Source organism: Erythrobacteraceae bacterium WH01K, from assembly GCA_027941995.1.
Classification (GTDB): domain Bacteria; phylum Pseudomonadota; class Alphaproteobacteria; order Sphingomonadales; family Sphingomonadaceae; genus CAJXSN01.
Genome location: CP115966.1, coordinates 2,558,347 through 2,578,789 on the forward strand (window position 1 = coordinate 2,558,347; position 20,443 = coordinate 2,578,789).

The following is a 20,443-nucleotide window of genomic DNA, read 5'->3' on the forward strand; positions in this document are numbered from 1 at the left end:
GCCGTAGCGTAAGGCATTCGCGCGTTGACGGACGCGTTAACTTGCCTACGCTTGAAGGCATGGGAGAGAGCTTGAAACGAGGCGGAGTCGCGCCCCTTTTGCGGCCTTCTGCGGAATGCAGATGAGCGGCGCGGCGTCACGTCTTCCGCACCCGCTTCCCCTGCGGCTAAAGCTGATCCACGGGTCGGGTGCGGTCGCGTTCGGGGTGAAGGACCTTGGCTTCAGCTTCTTCCTCCTGCCCTATTACAATCTTGTCCTGGGCGTCGAAGCGTGGCTGGTCGGCGCTGCACTGGCGACCGCGCTCATCATTGATGCCTTCGTCGATCCGATGATCGGACACCTGTCGGACCGGACCTACACTCGCTGGGGCCGCCGCCTGCCGTGGCTGTACCTTGCACCGATCCCGCTGGCGCTCATGTGGGTCCTGATGTGGTCGCCGCCCGTCACCGGCACGCCGACATTCTGGGAAATCGTTGCACTCGCGGTCGGGGTAAGGCTGCTTCTTTCGGCCTGCGAGGTTCCCTCGATCAGCCTGGTCCCTGAAATCACCGACGATTACGACGAGCGAACGACGCTGTTCCGCTTCCGCTTCCTGTCCGGATGGCTGGGCGGGATGGTCATGATGGTCCTAGCCTTCACGGTCTTCCTGCCGACCCCCCAATCCCAGCTGGAGCCGGAAGGCTATGCGACGATGGGCATATTCGGCGCGACGCTCATCTTCCTGTCGGTCGCAGGCTCCGCCGCCGGCCAGCACCGTTACGTTGCCGGATACCCTCCTGCCCGGCCCGAAGCGTTCTCGCTCTCCGGCGCTTTCTCCGAAATCGGCGACGCCTTCCGTGAAAAAGCCTTCCTGATCTTCGCCGCAGGCGGTCTGGCCGCTTACGTGGCGCAGGGGATGAATTTCTCCGTCACTCAGTACGTGAACAATTACATCTGGAAGTTCGACGAGACGGCTTTCCAGATCTATCCGGCGGTGTTGGCGGTATCCGTTTTCATCATGTTCGCCATCGTCGGCCCGCTCCATCGCCGGTTCGGCAAGCCGCGGTCCGCAGCGATGGGGGCGATTGTCTCGCTCGTCTTCTATTTCTCGCCCTATGTCGCGTTCCTGCTGGGGGCCTGGCCGGAAACCGGGACGACCGCTTCTACCGCGCCGCTGCTGGCGATGCTGGTGGTGGCCAATACCGGCTCCATCGTCAGCATCATCTCGGCCACTTCGATGGTCGCGGAAATCGTCGAGGCGCATGAAGAGCGGACCGGCAAGCGGGCAGAGGCGACTTTCTATTCCGGCAACTGGCTGGTGCAGAAATGCGCCACCGGCGTCGGCATCCTGGTAACCAGCCTGATCATTCAGTCGCTCGGCATCGAACAGGGCACGCCGCAGGACGCAGTTGCCGCCGACGCGGTCGGCAAGCTTGCCCTGATCTATCTCGCCGCCGGGGTTGCTCTCGGCCTACTCGCCGCATTCTGGCTGGCGCGTTTCCCGATCAGCCGAGCAGACCACGAAGCGCGGATCGCTGCACGCGAAAGCGGGCGCTCCACATCCGGTCCGGCAGCCCCGCCGCCACCGCTGGACCAGGCGGTCCGCGCCGACCCCGATGGACATGCGATAACCCCATGAACCCCTGAATTCACGCCTTGGCGCGGCCGCACGGCTCTGCCACGGTCGCTCCACACGAACGATAAAACGACTCACAAAGAAGGATGCTTTCCCATGGATTTCGAACCCACAGACCGCCAGCGCCACTGGCGCGACCGCGTGAAGGATTTCATTGAATCCCACGTTCGCCCGGCCGTGCCGACCTATCTCGAACAGGACGCCGAAGGCGACCGGTGGAAAGTCATCCCGGTGGTCGAGGAACTGAAGGAAAAGGCCAAGGCGCAGGGCATCTGGAACCTGTTCATGCCGCCGCGCAATGACGGCCACCACCATGTGGAAGAGACCTACGAATTCGAAGGTCCGGGCCTCACCAATCTCGAATATGCCATGTGCGCCGAGGAAATGGGCCGCATCGGTTTTGCCTCCGAAGTCTTCAACTGCTCCGCGCCCGATACCGGCAATATGGAGGTGTTCTACCGCTACGGCACGCGCGAGCAGAAGGACCAGTGGCTGACCCCGCTGATGAACGGCGAGATCCGCTCCGCCTTCCTGATGACCGAACCGTTCACCGCTTCCTCCGACGCAACGAACATCGAGACCCGGATCGAACGCGATGGCGACGAATACGTCATCAACGGCCGCAAATGGTGGTCCAGCGGTCTCGGCGATCCGCGCTGCAAGGTCGCGATCGTCATGGGCAAGACCGATCCCAATGCCGGTCGCCACGCCCAGCAGTCGATGATCCTGATGCCGACCGATGCCGAAGGCGTGAATGTCATCCGTCACTTGCCCGTCTTCGGCTATGACGATGCACCGCACGGCCACATGGAAGTCGAGCTGAAGGACGTGCGCGCCCCTGCGACCAACATGCTGCTGGGCGAAGGGCGCGGCTTCGAGATCGCGCAAGGGCGCCTCGGGCCGGGCCGCATCCACCACTGCATGCGCACGATCGGCGTTGCCGAGGAAGCGCTGGAGAAGATGTGCAAGCGGCTGCAGGAGCGCGAAGCGTTCGGCAAGCCGATCTACAAGCACTCGGTCTGGGAAGAGCGCGTCGCGCGTGCCCGCATCGACATCGACATGACCCGCCTCCTCTGCCTGAAAGCCGCCGACATGATGGACAAGGTCGGCAACAAGTCGGCCAAGCAGGAAATCGCCATGATCAAGGTGCAGGCACCGAACATGGCCCTGCGGATCATCGACGATGCCATCCAGGCCCATGGCGGCGGCGGCGTGTCGAACGATTACGGCCTTGCCAACGCCTATGCCCACCAGCGCACGCTGCGCCTTGCAGACGGCCCGGACGAAGTCCACGCCCGCTCCATCGCGCGCATGGAGTTCGGCAAGCACGTGCCGCAGGAAAGCGAAACCGCCAATGCCCTTCGCGGCGGCAACGCCCATGCTGCCAGTGCCGGCAGCGCCGGTGCGATGTCGAGCGGTGACGTAGGGGCGACGCGCTGATGGCAAAGGCAGCAATCCTGGAAAAACCGGGTGAGGGACTGGTGATCGGCGAGGTGGAACTCGCCGATCCCCGCCCCCACGAAGTGCTGATCGACACCAAGGCCTGCGGCCTGTGCCATTCGGACCTGCACTTCATCGACGGGTCCTATCCCCACGCCTTGCCCGCCATTCCCGGGCACGAGGCAGCGGGCGTGGTCCGCGCTGTCGGCAGCGAAGTCAGCACGGTGAAGCCGGGCGACCACGTCGTTTCCTGCCTCAGTGCGTTCTGCGGCCAGTGCGAATTCTGCGTCACCGGCCGCATGGCGCTGTGCCTCGGGGCCAACACCCGCCGGGGCAAGGGCGAACCTTCGCGCATTACCCGCGCCGACGGTTCCGGCGGGGTCGAACCCGTGGCCCAGATGCTGAACCTGTCCGCTTTCAGCGAGCAGATGCTGATCCACGAGAATGCCTGCGTCGCCATCGACAAGGACATGCCGCTGGACCGCGCCGCCGTCATCGGCTGCGCGGTGACGACGGGTGCCGGCACGATCTTCAATGCGGCTGCCGTAACGCCGGGCGAGACCGTGCTGGTCGTGGGCTGCGGCGGTGTCGGTCTTGCCGCGATCAACGCTGCAAAGATTGCCGGGGCAGGCATGGTCATCGCCGCCGATCCGCTGGAGGAAAAGCGCGAACTGGCGAAGGTGCTGGGCGCGACCCACACGGTCGATGCGCTGGCCGACGATGCTGCCAAGCAGATCGTCGCCCTGACCGGCGGCGGTGTCCACTGGGGGATCGAGGCTGTCGGCCGTCAGGCAAGCGCAGACCTCGCGGTCGCGTCGCTGCGGCGCGGCGGCACGGCCATCATCCTCGGCATGATGCCGCTGGACTGCAAGGTCGGCCTCGGCGCGATGGACCTGCTCGGCGGCAAGAAACTGATGGGCGCGATCATGGGGATGAACCACTTCCCGGTCGACCTGCCGCGCCTCGTCGATTTCTACATGCGCGGCCTGCTCGATCTCGACACCATCATTGCCGAGCGGATCAAGCTGGAAGACATCAATGCCGGCTTCGACAAGATGCGCGAAGGCACGAGCGCGCGCAGCGTGGTGGTGTTCGACTGATGGCCGGGGAACAGGACAACGCGATCGACTACGAAAAGGAGATGGTCGGCACGGTCGAGGTCGAGGACCGCGACCGGCTGGACATGGACGCCCTGACCGCCTGGTTCGAACAGAACGTGGAGGGGTATGAAGGCCCCATCAGCTACACCAAGTTCAAGGGCGGTCAGTCCAACCCCACGTATCGCATCGACACGCCGGGCGCATCCTACGTGTTGCGACGCCAGCCCTTCGGCAAGCTGCTGCCTTCCGCCCATGCGGTCGACCGCGAATATCAGGCGATGACAGGGCTGTACCCGACCGGTTTCCCCGTTCCGCGAACCTTCGGGCTGTGCGAGGATCCGGACGTGCTCGGCTCCAAGTTCTTCGTGATGAGCCTCGCCGACGGGCGTTCGCTGTGGAACGGTGCCCTGCCGAAGCAGACGCCGGAAGAGCGGCGCGAAATCTACTTCGCGATGATCGACACGATGGTGGATCTCCACCTGAAGAAGCCGGAGGAAATCGGCCTCGGCGATTTCGGCAAGTCGGAAGACTACTGCGCCCGGCAGATCGCCCGCTGGTCGAAACAGTACAAGCTGTCGGAAACGGAAACCATTCCGGAAATGGACCGGCTGATCGAATGGCTGCCCGAAACGATCCCGCCGCAGCATGCCAGCGGTATCGTCCACGGCGACTACCGGCTCGACAACATGATCTTCGCCCCTGACGAGAACCGTGTCATCGCGGTGCTGGACTGGGAATTGTCCACCCTGGGCGATCCCGTCGCGGACTTCAGCTACCTCATGCTGAACTGGTACAACCCTGCCGATGGGCGCGCCGGGCTTGGCGGGCTCGATATCGAGGGGCTCGGCATTCCGTCGGTCGACGAGGCGGTCGGCCGCTATGTCGAGCGTACGGGCTTCCCGGTTCCGCCGATGGAATGGTATTTCGCCTACAACCTGTTCCGGCTCGCAGGCATCATCCAGGGCATCAAGAAACGCGTCATCGACGGCACGGCGAGCAGCGCCCATGCCAAGCAGATGAGCGAGCGGGTGACGCCCCTTGTCCAGAACGCCTACGCCTTTGCGAAACAGGCCGGGCTGGACTGATTGCTGGATTACTACGGTGCTGCGCTAGAACTGCCGGTTCCAGCGCAGCACCAACCCGGCATCGTCAGGCGCGTCGGCGTAATGCCCGGGCTGGCTGCGAAGATAGATGCTGCTGATGAACGCCCCGCCAAGGACGCTTCCCGTCCAGCTGAGTTCGCCCATCATTTCTCGCCCTGCCGGAGCGAGTGACAGCCGCTCTACGTTGTAGACAGCGCTCTCCGCTGCGTAATCGTAGGCGACGGGCAGGATCAGGTCGAGCCCGCCACCCGTGACCCTCAGCGGCTGCGAAAAACGCAGTGCGATGGCGTCGCCTTTCGTGAAGGCATCGCTTTTCGCCACATCCAGGGAAAACGCATTGCTGCTGATCGTGGCGCCCGGTGCCAGCATGCCCCCGCCTCTCGGGCGGGTGATCCCCTGCCTGAACGCCGAGCCGATGCGCCAACCATCCCCTGCGTCCAGCCCGAGCGCGCCATCCAGGAAAAGCGTATCCGCCCCGGACACGCCAAAGGCATCATGCCAGTATCCACCCAGGATCGTTCGGTCTTCGCCTAGAAGGCTAGCGCCCAGGACCGCCGTCAACGGGCCTGTCCGGTGATCGAGCGACATGGACACGCCTTGCGTGCCGAACCGCTCGAACCTGCGCGATGCAACGTCCGCACCGCGCCGCGCTGCGCCGAGGATGGCCTCTCCCGACAAAACACCGACGGTCATGCCGACCGGTCCAAGTTCGTGACGCACCGCAAGCGACATCTTCCCCGTGCGAGCGAAACCGGTGTCGCTGCCGGTATCCTGTGCAATTAGGAAAGCGGGCCGTTCGCGCCCCTGCAGATCCGCCGCGAGCGCTTCGCCGCGTTCACCAAAGGCAAGGCCGGCCCGCGTTCCGTCGGCGACGGCCAGCGACAGGCGCCCGGCCAGCACGCGCGCGCCGTCGGCCTGCGTCTGCGTCAACCTGAGGGGCTGCAGCGCCGTCCCGTCACCTGCCGATCCTGCCGCGCCAACGGTAAAGGCCAGCGACAGCCTGTCGCTTCCTGCGGCCACTCGCCTCCCATTGCTGCCGACGACACCGTGCAGCAGCGGTTCGGGCGAGGCTCCGCGAAGGCGCGACCCTAGCTTGAACCCGAACGCGCGGTCGTATTTGTCCAGCACGATGGTATCGAGCGTGGTTGCTGCCAGCGCATCGCCCATTGCGCCAGAGCCGATGGCGGCGTCGTCGGCCAATTGCAGGCTCGTCGCGCTCCCTGCCATCCGGGTGGTGCCGATGGGGGCGAAGGCCGCCCCGATGTCGAGAATGCCCTGCCCGTAAATGGTGTCGGAACCCGCAGCCCCGGCATCGCGCGCGCTTTCGAGAATGATCTCCACGATCTCGGCCCCGGTCAGGTTGGGGAATGCCTGGGCCAGCAGGGCCACCGCGCCCGACACCTGCGGTGCGGCGAAACTGGTGCCGGAAAAGACGGTCACGAAGCTCAGGCCATCGCGTGCCGTCCTCCGCAGTTCGCCGTTTTCGTAAATGCAGCAGATCTCCTCACCGCGCGCCGCGATGAACGAACCGGCAAAGTCACCCGCTGCATTGCTGAAGTCGGAGAAATTGTTGTTCTCGTCCACCGACCCGACGATGATGACATTGTCTCCGCCAACCTCCAGCAGGCCGGTTGCGAAGCGGTCCGGATTGTCCGGATCGATGCCCGGCTCGCTCGATCCGCCATCGTTTCCGGCGGACACGACAATCACGATCCCGTCCGCAGCGGCACGCGACACGGTTTCGCGCAGGCGCTGTCCCGGATTGCTGCCGCCAAGGCTCAGATTGATGACGGTCGCATTGGCGTTGCGCGCACGGTCGACCGCGTTGGCGAGATCGGCTTCGGCGAACCGGCAGCCATCCAGCGAGGCATCGCTGCTGTCATTGCAGGTTCCCGGCCTGTCCGCACGCAGGGCAGGGATCTGGGAATCGAACGCGATGCCGACGACGCCGCGCTGGTTGAAAGCGCCGGCGGCTACCAGTGCGACATGGGTGCCGTGATCATCGACATCCTGGGCGTTGCCGGTTCCTGCGACATAGGTCGAGCGCGAGTCTATGCGTCCGGCAAATTCGGGATTGTCGAGATCGATGCCGGTATCGATGATGGCGATCCGTTCGCCCTCCCCGGTCGTGCCCGCTTCCCAGACGGAAATCGCGTCATGCTGCTGCGGCCCGTCGGAACGGGCGACCTCGGCAGTGTCGAAATCAGTCGGCGGCGGCGCCGGCGTTGGCGATGGCGGGGGTGCGGGCGCCGGCGATGGCGGCGGTGCCGGCGTCCTGATGGAGCTGCCCCCGCCCCCTCCTCCGCATGCTGCCAATGCAGCGCTCGCGCAGCCGAGAAACAGGATGCGAAGCAGCGGTGTGCGACGGTTCGCCCCGCGAAGGGTCGCCGCTGGTGACGGGCTTTTTCCTCTCATGCCAACACATTCGCAGACTACCGTTGACAACTTCCTTAACGCTTTTCCCGGCGATACTGAAGCCTGCAGGGCGCGGCGGCCTGTCAGGTGTGTCTTGCAGGTCCGCGGCCGCGTGGCTAGCAGCAAGGCCACATGCGGCCACCCGGCCGCGCCACCCCTCGAAAACAGGATTGCCGAAATGACCGACACCTTGGCCAGCACGATCGAAACCGCCTGGGACAATCGCGACGATCTGAAGGCCGGGGACGAAACGGTCGGCAAGGCGGTCGAAGAGGCGATCGGCCTCATCGATAGCGGCAAAGCACGCGTGGCAGAGCCTGACGGCAAAGGGGGCTGGACCGTCAACCAATGGCTGAAGAAAGCGGTCCTGCTTTCGTTCCGCCTGCGCGACAACGGCGTGATGGAAGGCGCGGTCGGGGCACCGGCTTTCGACAAGGTGCCGAGCAAGTTCGAAGGATGGGACGATGCGGCGTTCCGGTCCGCGGGGTTCCGCGTCGTTCCCGGCGCCATCGTGCGCAGGGGCAGCCACATCGGCAAGGGCGTGGTCCTGATGCCCAGCTTTACCAATATCGGCGCCTATGTCGGTGACGGCACGATGATCGACACGTGGGCCAGCGTCGGCTCCTGCGCGCAGGTCGGTGCGAACTGCCACATCTCTGCCGGTGCGGGAATCGGCGGCGTGCTGGAACCGTTGCAGGCCAATCCGACGATCATCGGCGACAACTGCTTTATCGGCGCGCGTTCGGAAATCGTGGAAGGCGTGGTCGTCGGCGAAGGCGCGGTGGTGGCGATGGGGACCTTCATCACCCAGTCGACCAAGATCGTCTACCGTGACACAGGCGAGGTCATTCGCGGACACATCCCGCCCTATTCCGTGGTCGTGCCGGGCACATTGCCTTCGGACAAGGGCGGCCCCGCCCTCGCCTGCGCCGTGATCGTCAAGACGGTGGACGAACAGACCCGCGCCAAGACCGGTATCAACGAGCTGCTGCGGGACTGACCGGAACCGCGTCAGCAGGATCGCGTTTAACAAACGACAAGCAATATCTACGACGGGTAGGACATAAAAATGGATAGACAAAACGGGGAAGTGCACGTCGATGAGACGGAAGCAAGCGGCGGCAGCAAGGAAGGCGTTGTACGCTGGGTTCTGGGCATCGGCCTGATCCTGGCCATCGCATTCATGTCGATCATCTGGATCACCGGCGCCCTGTCGCAAGGCGATGCCGAGAGCGAGATTACCGCTACCGGAAACATCAACGCAGCCGATAGCGGCGACGGTACGGACAGCATCGTCAGCGACGATGCCGACACGATCGAGGACACGGGCACGGGCGACGTCGATACGATCGCCAACGATGTCGAGACCTCGCCGGATGCCACGGAGACGGTGGAACCCGAATAAGGGTCCGCGAATTGATCTTCCAATAAAGGAGATCGATGATGAGCAATTCCAAAAGCTTTCAGACCAACCAGTACGTGAAGTGGGACTGGGGCAATGGCGAGGGCAAGGGCCAGATCGAGGAACGCTTCGAGCGTGAGGTCACCCGCACCCTGCAGGATTCCGAAGTCACGAAGGATGGTGACGAGGACAACCCGGCCTACCTGATCAATCAGGAAGATGGCGACAAGGTGCTGAAGCGCGGCTCCGAACTCTCCGCGCAGGATACCTGAGATGGCGAAGGCCAACAGCAAGGCACAGCAACAGGCGGCGGGCGCAGCGCTCGCCGCCAAGCGCGGTGAGCAGAAGGTATCGGACCTGCAGGGTGCGTCGAAAGACATGTATGACAGCATGAGCGAGAGCGAGCTGGAAGACATGGCTTCCACCGATCGCTCCGACCTGCCCGATACGGCCGGCGGGGACGACTGATGTCGGACCGGTCACGCGACGAAACCTATGACGAGTTCTACGACTGCGTGAACATGCAGCCCAAGGAGCTCGAAGAATGGCTTGAGACCGATGAATCCAAATCGGTCGGCGACACCGATTCAGGCGAAAGCACAGGTCACAAATCCGGTCGCCGGATCGTCGAGATCAAGCGCACGAACAAGGTTGACCTGACCGATAGCCAGTGGAGCCACATGGACAAGGTCATCGGCTATGTTCACCGGCACACGGCGCAAAAGCCGTCGGGCGATATCGCGGACAGCGACTGGCGATACAGCCTGATGAACTGGGGCCACGACCCCTGCAAGTCGGACTAGGCTCTACCGCTCCTCGCCGGCGGGATATTCGAACGGTGCCTGGTCTATGGACTTTGCCGCCACGCTTTCGGCCTGGCGCATGACACGCATCATGTTGCGCATGGAGATTTTCTCTAGATCGCCTTGCGAATAGCCGCGCCGCGCCAGTTCCGTGAACAGCGCCGGATAGGTCGACACGTCTTCCAGCCCCGGCGGCGCAAAGGGAATGCCGTCGTAATCCCCGCCAATACCGATCGCATCGATACCCGCGACCGAACGCACGTGGTCGATATGGTCGGCGGTCTGGGCAATGGAAGATTTCGGGAGGGGGTTGGCTTCGTCCCATGCCTCCAGCCGGCGGGCGACTTCGCCGGGCTGGCCCAGCCATAGCGCCTCAAGCCGGGCCGTCTCTGCCGCACGGTTGGCGTTCCAGACGCGCGCCTCCTCGCTCAGGAACCCGGGCACGAAAGTTACCATGATGATACCGCCATTCTTTGGCAGCCGCTGCAAAACGCTGTCCGGCACGTTCCGGGCATGGCCGTTGAGCGCACGGGCAGACGAATGGCTGAAGATCACCGGTGCACTTGCCACGTCCAACGCGTCGTGCATGGCTTTCTCGCTCACATGACTCAGATCGACCAGCATGCCGATCCGGTTCATTTCGCGCACCACGTCCTTGCCGAAATCGCTCAGACCGTCATTGCGCGGCTCGTCGGTCGCGCTGTCCGCCCAGCTGAGCGTCCTGGAGTGCGTCAGCGTCATGTAGCGCGCGCCCATCGCATACATCTGGCGCAGGACCGCCAGGCTGGACCCGATGGAATGTCCGCCTTCCATGCCCATCAACGAGGCAATCCGGCCATTGGACACCGCGCGCTCCACATCATCTGCGGTCAGCGCCAGTTCCAGATCGCCGGGATACCGCGCGATCAGCCGCTTGGTCACGTCGATCTGCTCGACGGTCGCCTGCACCGCTTCGGGTTCGTTCAGCGATGCGCTGACATAGACGGACCAGAACTGCGCTCCCAACCTGCCTGCGCGTGCACGGGTGATGTCGGTATGCATCGCCGCGCGCGTGTCGGTGGCCGTCCCGGTCGTGTCCTCGAAATCGAAATCGGCGAGCACGTTCCCGAACCGGCCACGCAGCTGAATTGGCACATCGTTATGCCCGTCCCACACAGGGGCCGCGTCCAGCGCTGCCGCCGCCACCTCTTCTGCCGACTGTGCCAACGCCGGCGATGCAGTCGCGGAAAGAAACAGGGCGGCGAATAAGGGGGACGGACGCGGGATCATTGGCTTTCTCTCCATCGGAATTTCCGACCTGGTGGAACGGGTCGGCTTCTGTTTCGCTGACCTAGCGAAACCGGATACGAAAGCAAAAGGACCTTTGCCATGACCATGGAAGCACGCTGGAATGGCGAATCCATCGCTCGCAGCGACGACACCGCGATTGTCGAGGGAAATCACTATTTCCCGCCAGCGAGCGTCAATCGCGGCAATCTCGTCCACTCGGACAAGACGAGCCATTGTGGATGGAAGGGGGATGCAAGCTATTTCAGCATCAATGCCGGCGGTGCAATGCTGGAAGACGCCGCATGGACCTATACCGACCCGCTGCCGGACGCGGAGCATATTCGCGACCATATCGCGTTTGTCGGAGAGGTCGAGATCGTCGAAGACTGAGTTGAGGCGCACGCCATGACATGCGATGACATCGGCCATGGCGAAAGCAGTCACCCGCGCCGTCCTGGCATTGTTCTATGCGGTCGCGGGCTATCTCCACATAGTTTCGCCTGCCCCGTTCCTGCTGATCACCCCGCCATGGGTTCCTGAACCTGCCGCGGTGGTGTTCTGGACCGGGATCGCGGAGATTGCCGGTGCGGCAGGGTTGCTCCAGCCCTTCTCCAAGCGACTGCGCCGCGCGGCCGGTGTGGGCCTTGGCCTCTATGCGCTGTGCGTATGGCCGGCGAACATGCATCACTTCGCCATCGACCTCGCCAGTGCGAACAGCGGTGCGACAGGGGGTCTGGGCCTTGCCTATCACGTGCCGCGCATGATCGCGCAGCCGCTGATTATCTGGCTGGCCCTGTGGGCGGGCGAGGTGACACGGTGGCCCCTCGCCCGCAATCGCTGATCAGCTGAGGTGCTTCGACACCGCTGCGGTCATCTTGAACATGGAAATCTCTTCCTTGCCGATGACGGCACCCAGCTTGTCGTCAGGCACGATGGTGCGCTTGTCGGTCGGCTTCTGCAGGTCGTGCTTCTTGATGTATTCCCACACCTTGGACGTGACCTGGGCGCGCGTCATCGGGCCCTTGCCGATCACGTTTTCGAGTTCGGGCGAAACCGTGACGGGTTTCTGAAGGGCGTTGTTCTTTCCGGCCATTACAAATCTCCTGTTGGCAAGTGTTTCAGTCGATAGCGTCTTCGTCGTCCCAGTCGATCTCTTCCTCGGGAAGCGACTGGTATTTTGCAGCGAGCACCGCCGCTGCGGTGACCTGCCCCTCCATCGAGGCGAGCAGGTCGTCCTTCGTTGCGCCGGGCAGCAGCGTCAGCGGCAGGTCCAGCGCGAATATCTGGAAGACATAGGTGTGCGCCTCTGCTCCGGTTTCCAGCTGGGGAAGGAGCCATTCCGAATTGCCGCGATCGTTCTTGCCGACACGCGGCGGCACTTCGCCCTCAAGCAATTTTCCGCGCTGTCCGCCAAGGCCCCATACGGCCCAGTGCAGGGTCGGCGGGCTGGCGCTCGCATCTTCGACGAGGATAACCAGTTCCTGCGTGCCGGGAGGCGGGGCGGTCCATTCCAGAGGCGGCGCAACGGCGTCTTCTTCGTCGGCCGTGAAGCATGGATCGAGGACGCCTCCGGCCTCGAATGCCGGGCTCGTCAATGTCAGTCCGCCCCGGCCGATCTGGTTCGCCTTCGCAAGTCGCGCGATCGCGAGCCCTTCATTGCGAGGACAGTCCTTGGGCAACACGGAATCGAGCCATTCGGCCATTCTAAATCGTCTCCAGTCAGAAATTACGCCTTAGTGCTAGGACCATTTGTGGCCCTTTGCGAGGGCGCAGGGCGGGCTTTTCAGGCATTTCCCCCAATTTGCAGGCCTGTCTGCCGCATCGCGAAGATGTCAGACCCCATCGGTGCAAGACCCGCTATCGTTGAAATCGGCTCGCATTTCCTTCAGATCCGGTTCGAAGAGGACGACATTCAGGACACGGGGAAATCGAAGGATGGCCGAGAGGGAATACAAGAGCTTTTCCGACTTCTGGCCATTCTACCTGCGCCAACATTCGCTCCCCCGAACCCGAATGCTTCACTATGTCGGGACCAGCCTTGTCGTAGGGCTGGCCGTCTTCGGCGTCCTGACTGCAAACTGGTGGGTCCTGATCGCCCTTCCGCTTGCCGGGTATTTCTTCGCCTGGATCGCGCATTTCACCGTCGAGAAAAACCGGCCGGCGACCTTCACCTATCCGCTGTGGAGCCTCGCGGCCGATTTCAGGATGTGGTGGCTGTGGCTGACAGGGCGGCTGCGTCCGCACCTGCGAAACGCCGGCGTGGCTTCGGACCCCAGGCGCTAGGTCACGGAGCCTCCGGCCCGGTGAAGGGCTGCCTGTCGGTATGGGCGCAGCCCACACGCTGTTCTGGACCGATCTGGAGAGTGACAGTGTAGGGATAGACACGGTCGCTCATCCCGTCACTGCATTCGCCCGGCGTTACCGTCATGTCGACGGGCGCTCCTTCCACCGTGCCAGAGAAGCCCAATCCGCCCTGCCCGGTGAAGCGTTCGACCGCGAAGCGCACGCCGTCGGCATTTTCGGGTGTCGTGTAGAGCATCTGGCGATCCGCCACTTCCCCGCCCCAGAACGGTTCGGTTCCGCCGAAAAAGATCGTTTCCTCCACACCGATGCCGGTGAACCCTTCCGGCGAGGTTCCGGGCACCGTATCGTTATCCTGCTGGCCCGCCCCGCAGGCCGCCAATGCGAAAAGAGCTGGAAACAGGAAAGCGCCGCGAAGGCTCATCGAAATACCGAGGGAAAGTGAGGTCATACCTTTCGAATTACTGCTTCGATGCGCCCTAGCCAAGGGCAAGAAGGATGGAGAGTAGCCCCAACCCGCACGAGAGCGGGGTTCGCAACGCCATCCACCACGGCGGCGTAACTTGCAGTTCGGTACCGATACGCCGGTCGACGAAAAGGCTTGCTAGGATGGCCAGACCCAGCCCGACAAGCGAAGGTCCCGGCCAGTTGGCGCCTGCGATCCACGGCAGGTAGGTGACGAGCGCCCAAAGACTGGGCACGACTGATAGCAGCCACAGCAAGGCCGGAACGTGGCGGCCCGCTGCGCTTTCGGCCGCGGCGAGCCCCCACCACAACCCTCCGAGAAAGCTGAAGATCAGTGCCGCATAGCCCCACCCGATCGCGAGTGCGGTGAACCGCCATTCAAGCGGCCCGAACCAGACCGCGAGAACGCAGGCCAGTTGCGGCAGCAAGCCGGCGAGGCCCAGAATACGCGGAAGCATGGGGATTTTTGTCATCCTACGGTCAACGCAGCGAACACCCGAACGCTCCCATCTTATGCTTGATCAGCCGGGGTCTTCGTGCACCCTGGACCGCGTCCATTTTCAGGAGCAGGTCATAAGCAATACCACTATCGACCCTTCATCGGGTGCGGTACCACGCCCGCTGGAAGGGCATTGCCTGTGCGGCGCGGTAAGTATCGCACTGCATGGCGCAAACGGCGAAGTCGATGTGTGCCACTGCACGATGTGCCAACGCTGGGGCGGTTCTTTTTTCGGCGGGGTGCAAGGCGCCGCGTTCGACCTGTCGGGACGCGCTTCGGTCATATCCTACAGGTCGAGCGAATGGGCCGAGAGAGCGTTCTGCAAATCCTGCGGCAGTCATTTGTGGTTCCGCTTCATCCCTGCCGACCACTACAGTTTACTGGCCGGCCTGTTTGAACTGCCGACCGATACGCCGCTTCAAATCAAGCAGCAGATATTCGTCGACGAGAAGCCGGGATGGTTCGACTTTGCCCAATCCAGCCCGATGAAGACTGGCGCACAGATCATCGCGGAGGCCAAGGCCGCCGGTTTCGACCTAGGCAATCCGTCTGCGAAGGAGGACCACTGCCCGGACGCCTAGGCGGTGGGGGTAGCCTCCGCCTCGCGCTGGGCAGCTTTTTCCTGCTCTACCTTCGCGCGCTCGACCGCCACCGCGCGGGCCTGGTTCGCGAGGCCGCGCCATGTCGCCTCGGCTCTCAGCGCGCGGTCGCGGACATTGGCTAGTGCGGCGTTCTCTGCCTCCGCCGCTGCTTCGTCGGCACGGGTAATGTAGAAATCGTAGCCTTGGCTCATAACGCACCTCCCACGGGTTGCACCGTCAAAACGCCTCCGGGCGGCCCGGCCGATGCCGACCGCCCGGATGCAGAAATCGGATCAGTCGGCGGCCGACAGGTTCACGGCGCTTTCCTTGCCGTTGCGACCGGTCTCGACTTCGTAGTTCAGCCGCTGCTCCTTATCGAGCGTGGTCATGCCCGCTGCCTGCACCGCGGTGATGTGCACGAAGCTGTCGGGCGAACCGTCGTCGGGCTGGATGAAGCCATAGCCCTTGTCGGTGTTGAAGAATTTTACTGTGCCGGTCTTCGACATGAGGTGTTCCTTTCAAGGAAACGTGTGCCGCGCGGCGAGATTGCCGGGCGGTATTCGCGTCAGTTCGTCCGATGAAAGGAAGTCGTCGTCCAAGTGCGCCCTGCCGGTCAACTGGCACCGGGCGGTCGTCAAAATCCGAAGTCCGTCGCAAATTTCGACGTCAGCAGCAGGAGGGTTAGCACTCTTCGCCTCGATTACCTAGCGCCGATTATTTCCGGCAAGACAGGAAAGGCGGGCCCTCCTTCTGGAAGACCCGCCCTTACCTGATCAGATATGAAGCCGATTACTCGGGCATCAGCACCGTATCGATCACGTGGATGATGCCGTTCGAGGCCTGCACGTCGGTCGCGGTCACGGTCGCCGTGCCACCTGCGGCGTCGGTCAGCACGACGTTTTCGCCGTCGAGCATCGCGGTCAGCGTGCCGCCGCCCAGCGTTTTGATCGTGTAGCCTTCCTCGCCCGCATCGGCGATCGCCTGCGTCAACGTGGCTGCATCGACCGAGCCTTCGACGACGTGGTACTGCAAGATCGTACCGAGCTGGTCGGTCTGGTCCGTTGTCAGCGATTCCAGCGTGCCGTCGGGCAGCTTGTCGAAGGCGGCGTTGTTCGGTGCAAAGACCGTCAGCGGGCCGTCACCCGACAGTGCATCGCCTAGACCGGCAGCGGTCACGGCAGAGACAAGCGTCGAGAAATCTTCGTTACCCTGTGCCACTTCGACCAGGTTGCCGGCGGCCATGTTGTCATTGGCCATCGTGTCTGCTGCGGTGGCGTCGTCCATTTCGACGGTGTCGGCATCTTCTGCCGGTGCGCCGCAGGCGGCCAGCGCGAGCGAGGCTGCGGTGGCGAGTGCGATGGGAAGCTTTTTCATGGTGTTTTCCTTGGTATGTGTACTGTGGAATACATCGGTATGCGGCCCGCCCGACCGGCTGGCCTGTTACCCCCATGAACGGGCACATCGGCGGGATGTTCCAAAAAAGGCGACAATGTGGCCTAAAAGAGGTAGTCCCGCCTTGTTCGCTTTCCGTAGCGTTCTCGCCTTCCGCGATCAGTCCACCTGCTCGGGGATCGGCGCGTGGCGGCCATCCTTCTCGAACTTACGGCGCAGCAGCTTGGCGAGCTTCGTGCCTGCCTCGCGCGCGGCGGCATCGACGTCGCCCGATTTCGCGACCACGGTGACGGGCGCCCAGCCGCGAATGCGCGCTTCCAGGACGCAGGCCTTGTCGTCGCCGCCGCCCTTCGCGCCGTTTTCGTCGCGCACATGGATCTCGAGCCGCGTCAGGCGGTCCTCGAACCGGCCGAGCTTCTCGCGAAGCCGCGCCTCGATCCGCTCCGCCACGTTTTCCGTGCCCATCACGCTGCTGTCGGAATTGAACTGTACCTGCATGACATCGTCTCCTTTTTCATTGTGTGAAAAGGAAACGCCCATGCCCCGGCGAAGTGCCCGGAAATCGGCCCTTTGGGTGCCGATTGCGAAGTTGACAAAGAAAACACCGCCTTTCCAATACGTATCGGCGCAAGCCCCTGACCGAACTCGGTTTTTGCGCCCCCGCGAAGTTGACACATCCCGCGGGAACACGCGAAAACCGCCCTACCCGGCCCCGTCTTCGTAGACGTAATCGCCCTCTTCCTCATCCTCCCACAGGTCCTCGTCATCGTCATGGCCGTCCCATGTTTCCGGCCCCTGCTTCACGCGCGCCAGCAGGCCGCGAAAATCTTCCGCGTCGTATGCGGCGGACGGGTCGGTGCGGGGCGGTTCGTCGCGCAGGAAGCCGTGACGCATGGACAGCAGGGCGATGGTCAGGCGCTCGTCGAACTTTCGCGATGTGCCGACCAGCTCGCCCCTGTAGTAATGATGCCGCTCCACGCCGTTCAGCGCGCGGTCCATCGCAGCCGCGCCCAGCGCATCGAAAGAGCACTGGAAGGCCGCATCCCAGGCGAGGTCGAACGGCTCCCCCTTCAGCCGCGCGCGCAGCTTGTAGGCGGAGGCGCGGCTCATCCCGGCAGCCTTCGCCGCTTTCGAGACATTGTGCTTCGTCGCCAGCGCTTCGAGGAAGATCGCCTGCCTTTCCGGCGTCCACCCGTCATGGCGGACGGCCGGCGCGCCGGGATCGCCCGGCGGCACACGGACCAGCGCCGCCCCTGTGGCCGCGTGGTTCGGGTGAGGGCCGGTTCCGTGTTCGGGCTCGCATTGAGGGCCGAGGCCACTTGGACCGAGGTCGCCGGCGGGGCTGGAGGGGTCGAAGGCGGACAGGGGGGATGGTTTGCTCATCGAACAGTCTAAGGCACAGGCGGGGCCGTGTAGGACAGGAAAAACCGCGCGGGCCCCGTGCCGCCCGGTGCTCGCCATCCCGCCGATACTTCGCCAAAACCGATTAATGTCGCCGGATTAATCGCGGGAGCCTTTGTGTGGACGAGTGCATTACCCCTTCCATGACCCGCGATTATGCCAAGACGCTGACCTTCCTCGCCCTGCACCTGATCGTGGGCTTCACCGTGGCCTATCTGTTCACCGGCTCGATCGCGCTGGCCGGAGGCATCGCGCTGGTCGAGCCGCTGGTAAACGCCGTCGTCTTCTTCTTCCACGAACGCGCCTGGGAACAAAAGAACCGCCCCGCCCTGCTGGACGTGCTGCTGCACCGGCATGGCGCTGAGAAGCGGTCGCGGGTGGGTTAAGAGAGGCCAGCCCGACTATTCACGGTATCGCAAACATTTGCGGCCACCATTATTGTGATGGAAACCGTGAATTTCTTGCTCGACCGCCCGTTCGCGCTCCTGATTGTTCTCGCCCTTGGCGGGATTATCGGGATTGCGCTGGAAAACACGCTGAACAGGTTCGACCGTGAAAAGCGCAAGGCCTACTGGCGTGGCCGCAACGCGCACCGCACCGGCAAGAAGGGTTTCTACAAAAATGGCAAGGCGGGACAGTCCCGAGGCGATTACGCTGCCGAGCAATTGAAAACGGTCAGCCGGTCGAAATTTACATCGCGCAGCCTGCTCAACAAGTCGGAAGCCAAGGTGTTCGACGCGCTCGACAAGGCGGTGATCGCCCGCAACCCCGCATGGCAGGTAATGGCACAGGTGTCGCTGGGCGAATTCCTGTCCAGCCCGGACAAGGACGCCTATTTCGCGGTCAATTCCAAGCGGGTGGACTTCGCCCTGATGGACGAGAAATGCCGCGTGGTGCACGCGCTGGAATACCAAGGATCAGGCCACCACGCCGGTGAAAGCGCCGCCGCCCGCGACGCGGTCAAGAAAGAAGCACTGCGCAAGGCGGGCATCGGCTATCACGAAATCGTCGCCGGGCACACCACGCCGAGCGAACTCAGGGCGCTGGTGGAGAAGCTGGTTCCGGCAGGTTAGTTGTTCGTCTTCACAACAGACCGTGGATGCCGCCAGCATCGGCACCGCCCCAAAACATCGGCGCCACTCGCGCGATTATGGACGACCCGCGCGCCTTCATGGACGAAGTGGGCGGCGGCCCGCGCCCGTTCAGCTTCGCCCCCGTTCAGCAAAGCCGTAAGTTGAACTTCCTGCAGGCGCTGGACCGGTTCCTGGCGGTAATGCGGCGTAATTCGCCGCTTTTGGCCGCGGCCAGTTCGGACTGAAATGCCACCACTTGTGCGGCCAGCATGCTCCGGCGATCTACCTTCTCCCTGCGAGGTGAGGCGCAAATCGCAGCTTAAATGAGTGAACCGTGGAACTTTTCTTCCTACCGCTTGCTGAGTGACCACACCGATTGAAAATACGAGAAAGGTCAAAACCATGCGCGCACTTGTCTGGAACGGAAAGAACGATATCCGCTGCGAAACGGTCGACGACCCTCGTATCGAGGATCCCCGGGACTGCATTCTCAAGGTCAGTTCGACCGCGATCTGCGGCTCCGACCTGCATTTGATGGATGGTGTCGTTCCCAAGATGAAACAGGGCGATATCCTGGGCCACGAATTCATGGGCGAAGTCGTCGAAGTCGGGGCGGATGTGAAACGCCTGAAGGTCGGCGACCGGGTGGTGGTGCCCTTCACCATATCCTGCGGCGAATGCTGGTTCTGCCAGCGCGAACTCTATTCCCTGTGCGATACGACCAATCGCACGGCGGAAAACGCCCGCGAAGCCATGGGCCACGCTCCCGCCGGACTTTTCGGCTATTCCCATCTGACCGGTGGCTATTCCGGCGGTCAGGCAGAATATGTCAGGGTGCCCCACGCCGATGTCGGCCCGATCAAGCTGGAAAACGACCTGCCGGACGACAAGGTGCTGTTCCTGTCCGACATCTTCCCGACTGGCTGGATGGCGGCGGAAAACGCCATCGGCGATGAAAAGGGCAAGACCGTTGCGGTGTGGGGCGCAGGACCGGTGGGCCTGTTTGCAGTCCGCAGCGCATGGATGATGGGAGCGGAACGGGTCATCGTGATTGACCGGGTGCCCGAACGGCTGGAACTCGCCGCGAGCTACGGCAAGGCTGAAACCATCGATTACAGCCAGACCGACGTCAAGGAGGCGCTCGACGAGATGACGGGTGGCCGGGGACCGGATGCAGGCATCGACGCGGTCGGCGCGGAGGCCCACGGGCACGGCGTGCTGGGCGATATCAAGGACAAAGTAGAGCTGCACACCACCGGCATGTCCGACCAGCCGTATGCGCTGCAGGAAATGGTCAAGTCGGTGCGCAAGGGCGGGACGCTGTCCGTCCCCGGCGTCTATGCGAGTACGGTAAAGTTCCCGATCGGGCCTTTCATGAACAAAGGGCTCACCATGAAATCGGGACAGACACACATGCAGCGCTACCTTGCGCCGCTGCTGAAGCGGGTCGAGGCGGGAGAGATCGACCTGTCGGAAATCATCACCCACCGCGGCGACCTGAAGGACGGGCCGGATTTGTACAACACTTTCCGCGACAAGCATGACGGCTGCATCAAGTGCGTGATGAAGCCCGAAGAACTCTAA

Annotated in this window: 28 protein-coding genes; 17 read left to right on the plus strand and 11 right to left on the minus strand. The window is 63.3% G+C overall.

Going from position 1 to position 20,443, the window contains the following annotated elements; genetic code table 11:
* The first annotated feature begins 121 nt into the window (after positions 1 to 121).
* The 4 genes from PF049_12645 (at position 122) to PF049_12660 (ending at position 5,240) form a co-directional block, all read left to right on the plus strand.
* The gene (locus PF049_12645) at positions 122 to 1,618 is read left to right on the plus strand and encodes an MFS transporter (protein ID WBY16421.1); all 1,497 of its coding nucleotides are present in this window, start codon (positions 122 to 124) and stop codon (positions 1,616 to 1,618) included.
* 93 nt (positions 1,619 to 1,711) lie between these two features.
* On the plus strand, positions 1,712 to 3,055 hold the full coding sequence (locus PF049_12650; protein ID WBY16422.1) for an acyl-CoA dehydrogenase family protein: 1,344 nt from the start codon (positions 1,712 to 1,714) through the stop codon (positions 3,053 to 3,055).
* Positions 3,055 to 4,155 (plus strand): Zn-dependent alcohol dehydrogenase, encoded by a 1,101-nt coding sequence (locus tag PF049_12655; protein ID WBY16423.1) that lies wholly within the window; start codon positions 3,055 to 3,057, stop codon positions 4,153 to 4,155. The genes PF049_12650 and PF049_12655 overlap by 1 nt, the downstream gene beginning before the upstream one ends.
* On the plus strand, positions 4,155 to 5,240 hold the full coding sequence (locus tag PF049_12660) for a phosphotransferase family protein (GenBank protein ID WBY16424.1): 1,086 nt from the start codon (positions 4,155 to 4,157) through the stop codon (positions 5,238 to 5,240). The genes PF049_12655 and PF049_12660 overlap by 1 nt, the downstream gene beginning before the upstream one ends.
* A gap of 24 nt (positions 5,241 to 5,264) precedes the next feature.
* On the opposite strand, the gene PF049_12665 is transcribed toward PF049_12660, so the two are convergent.
* Complete coding sequence (locus tag PF049_12665) at positions 5,265 to 7,673, minus strand: S8 family serine peptidase (protein ID WBY16425.1); 2,409 nt, start codon at positions 7,671 to 7,673, stop codon at positions 5,265 to 5,267.
* Positions 7,674 to 7,851: 178 nt separating this feature from the next.
* Here PF049_12665 and dapD point away from each other — a divergent pair, with 178 nt between their 5' ends.
* From dapD to PF049_12690, 5 genes are all read left to right on the plus strand, one after another.
* A complete protein-coding gene (dapD, locus tag PF049_12670; protein WBY16426.1) occupies positions 7,852 to 8,673 on the plus strand; it encodes a 2,3,4,5-tetrahydropyridine-2,6-dicarboxylate N-succinyltransferase in 822 nt (273 codons plus the stop codon).
* A gap of 69 nt (positions 8,674 to 8,742) precedes the next feature.
* Positions 8,743 to 9,078: a hypothetical protein gene (locus tag PF049_12675; protein WBY16427.1), complete on the plus strand. Its 336-nt coding sequence runs from the start codon at positions 8,743 to 8,745 to the stop codon at positions 9,076 to 9,078.
* 38 nt (positions 9,079 to 9,116) lie between these two features.
* Complete coding sequence (locus PF049_12680; GenBank protein ID WBY16428.1) at positions 9,117 to 9,347, plus strand: DUF2945 domain-containing protein; 231 nt, start codon at positions 9,117 to 9,119, stop codon at positions 9,345 to 9,347.
* A gap of 1 nt (position 9,348) precedes the next feature.
* Positions 9,349 to 9,543: a DUF3008 family protein gene (locus tag PF049_12685; GenBank protein WBY16429.1), complete on the plus strand. Its 195-nt coding sequence runs from the start codon at positions 9,349 to 9,351 to the stop codon at positions 9,541 to 9,543.
* A complete protein-coding gene (locus tag PF049_12690; protein WBY16430.1) occupies positions 9,543 to 9,878 on the plus strand; it encodes a DUF3140 domain-containing protein in 336 nt (111 codons plus the stop codon). The genes PF049_12685 and PF049_12690 overlap by 1 nt, the downstream gene beginning before the upstream one ends.
* Positions 9,879 to 9,881: 3 nt before the next feature.
* On the opposite strand, the gene PF049_12695 is transcribed toward PF049_12690, so the two are convergent.
* On the minus strand, positions 9,882 to 11,147 hold the full coding sequence (locus PF049_12695; protein ID WBY16431.1) for a dipeptidase: 1,266 nt from the start codon (positions 11,145 to 11,147) through the stop codon (positions 9,882 to 9,884).
* Positions 11,148 to 11,246: 99 nt separating this feature from the next.
* On the opposite strand from PF049_12695, the gene PF049_12700 reads away from it, so the two are divergent.
* On the plus strand, positions 11,247 to 11,537 hold the full coding sequence (locus PF049_12700) for a DUF427 domain-containing protein (GenBank protein ID WBY16432.1): 291 nt from the start codon (positions 11,247 to 11,249) through the stop codon (positions 11,535 to 11,537).
* 37 nt (positions 11,538 to 11,574) lie between these two features.
* Positions 11,575 to 11,988 (plus strand): DoxX family protein, encoded by a 414-nt coding sequence (locus PF049_12705; GenBank protein ID WBY16433.1) that lies wholly within the window; start codon positions 11,575 to 11,577, stop codon positions 11,986 to 11,988.
* On the opposite strand, the gene PF049_12710 is transcribed toward PF049_12705, so the two are convergent.
* Both PF049_12710 and PF049_12715 read right to left on the minus strand, forming a co-directional pair.
* Entirely contained in the window at positions 11,989 to 12,240 is a 252-nt protein-coding gene (locus PF049_12710) for an SWIB/MDM2 domain-containing protein (GenBank protein ID WBY16434.1), read from the minus strand.
* A gap of 25 nt (positions 12,241 to 12,265) precedes the next feature.
* Positions 12,266 to 12,850 carry a YbhB/YbcL family Raf kinase inhibitor-like protein gene (locus PF049_12715; protein ID WBY16435.1) on the minus strand — a complete coding sequence of 195 codons (585 nt, stop codon included), beginning with the start codon at positions 12,848 to 12,850 and terminating at the stop codon, positions 12,266 to 12,268.
* Positions 12,851 to 13,082: 232 nt separating this feature from the next.
* On the opposite strand from PF049_12715, the gene PF049_12720 reads away from it, so the two are divergent.
* Positions 13,083 to 13,430, plus strand: coding sequence for a DUF962 domain-containing protein (locus PF049_12720; GenBank protein ID WBY16436.1), 348 nt, complete (start codon positions 13,083 to 13,085; stop codon positions 13,428 to 13,430).
* 1 nt (position 13,431) lies between these two features.
* On the opposite strand, the gene PF049_12725 is transcribed toward PF049_12720, so the two are convergent.
* Together PF049_12725 and PF049_12730 are read right to left on the minus strand one after the other, a co-directional pair.
* Entirely contained in the window at positions 13,432 to 13,899 is a 468-nt protein-coding gene (locus tag PF049_12725; GenBank protein WBY16437.1) for a hypothetical protein, read from the minus strand.
* Positions 13,900 to 13,927: 28 nt separating this feature from the next.
* Entirely contained in the window at positions 13,928 to 14,371 is a 444-nt protein-coding gene (locus PF049_12730) for a DUF3429 domain-containing protein (GenBank protein ID WBY16438.1), read from the minus strand.
* Between PF049_12730 and PF049_12735 the strand changes: the two genes are divergently transcribed.
* On the plus strand, positions 14,370 to 14,993 hold the full coding sequence (locus tag PF049_12735; protein WBY16439.1) for a GFA family protein: 624 nt from the start codon (positions 14,370 to 14,372) through the stop codon (positions 14,991 to 14,993). The genes PF049_12730 and PF049_12735 overlap by 2 nt on opposite strands.
* Here PF049_12735 and PF049_12740 read toward each other — a convergent pair.
* From PF049_12740 to PF049_12760, 5 genes are all read right to left on the minus strand, one after another.
* Positions 14,990 to 15,205: a hypothetical protein gene (locus PF049_12740; GenBank protein WBY16440.1), complete on the minus strand. Its 216-nt coding sequence runs from the start codon at positions 15,203 to 15,205 to the stop codon at positions 14,990 to 14,992. The genes PF049_12735 and PF049_12740 overlap by 4 nt on opposite strands.
* 81 nt (positions 15,206 to 15,286) lie before the next feature.
* Positions 15,287 to 15,499 carry a cold-shock protein gene (locus PF049_12745; protein WBY16441.1) on the minus strand — a complete coding sequence of 71 codons (213 nt, stop codon included), beginning with the start codon at positions 15,497 to 15,499 and terminating at the stop codon, positions 15,287 to 15,289.
* A 283-nt stretch (positions 15,500 to 15,782) separates the two neighbouring features.
* Positions 15,783 to 16,367, minus strand: coding sequence for a fasciclin domain-containing protein (locus tag PF049_12750; GenBank protein WBY16442.1), 585 nt, complete (start codon positions 16,365 to 16,367; stop codon positions 15,783 to 15,785).
* 177 nt (positions 16,368 to 16,544) lie between these two features.
* Positions 16,545 to 16,883, minus strand: coding sequence for an HPF/RaiA family ribosome-associated protein (locus tag PF049_12755; GenBank protein WBY16443.1), 339 nt, complete (start codon positions 16,881 to 16,883; stop codon positions 16,545 to 16,547).
* A 204-nt stretch (positions 16,884 to 17,087) separates the two neighbouring features.
* The gene (locus PF049_12760) at positions 17,088 to 17,768 is read right to left on the minus strand and encodes a hypothetical protein (GenBank protein ID WBY16444.1); all 681 of its coding nucleotides are present in this window, start codon (positions 17,766 to 17,768) and stop codon (positions 17,088 to 17,090) included.
* A gap of 161 nt (positions 17,769 to 17,929) precedes the next feature.
* Here PF049_12760 and PF049_12765 point away from each other — a divergent pair, with 161 nt between their 5' ends.
* The 4 genes from PF049_12765 to PF049_12780 all read left to right on the plus strand — a co-directional run bounded on the left by PF049_12765 (position 17,930) and on the right by PF049_12780 (position 20,443).
* Positions 17,930 to 18,172, plus strand: coding sequence for a DUF2061 domain-containing protein (locus tag PF049_12765; GenBank protein WBY16445.1), 243 nt, complete (start codon positions 17,930 to 17,932; stop codon positions 18,170 to 18,172).
* 57 nt (positions 18,173 to 18,229) lie between these two features.
* Positions 18,230 to 18,859, plus strand: coding sequence for a DUF2726 domain-containing protein (locus PF049_12770; GenBank protein WBY16446.1), 630 nt, complete (start codon positions 18,230 to 18,232; stop codon positions 18,857 to 18,859).
* Between the two features lie 77 nt (positions 18,860 to 18,936).
* Positions 18,937 to 19,104 (plus strand): hypothetical protein, encoded by a 168-nt coding sequence (locus PF049_12775; GenBank protein ID WBY16447.1) that lies wholly within the window; start codon positions 18,937 to 18,939, stop codon positions 19,102 to 19,104.
* Positions 19,105 to 19,261: 157 nt separating this feature from the next.
* Positions 19,262 to 20,443, plus strand: coding sequence for a glutathione-dependent formaldehyde dehydrogenase (locus PF049_12780; GenBank protein ID WBY16448.1), 1,182 nt, complete (start codon positions 19,262 to 19,264; stop codon positions 20,441 to 20,443).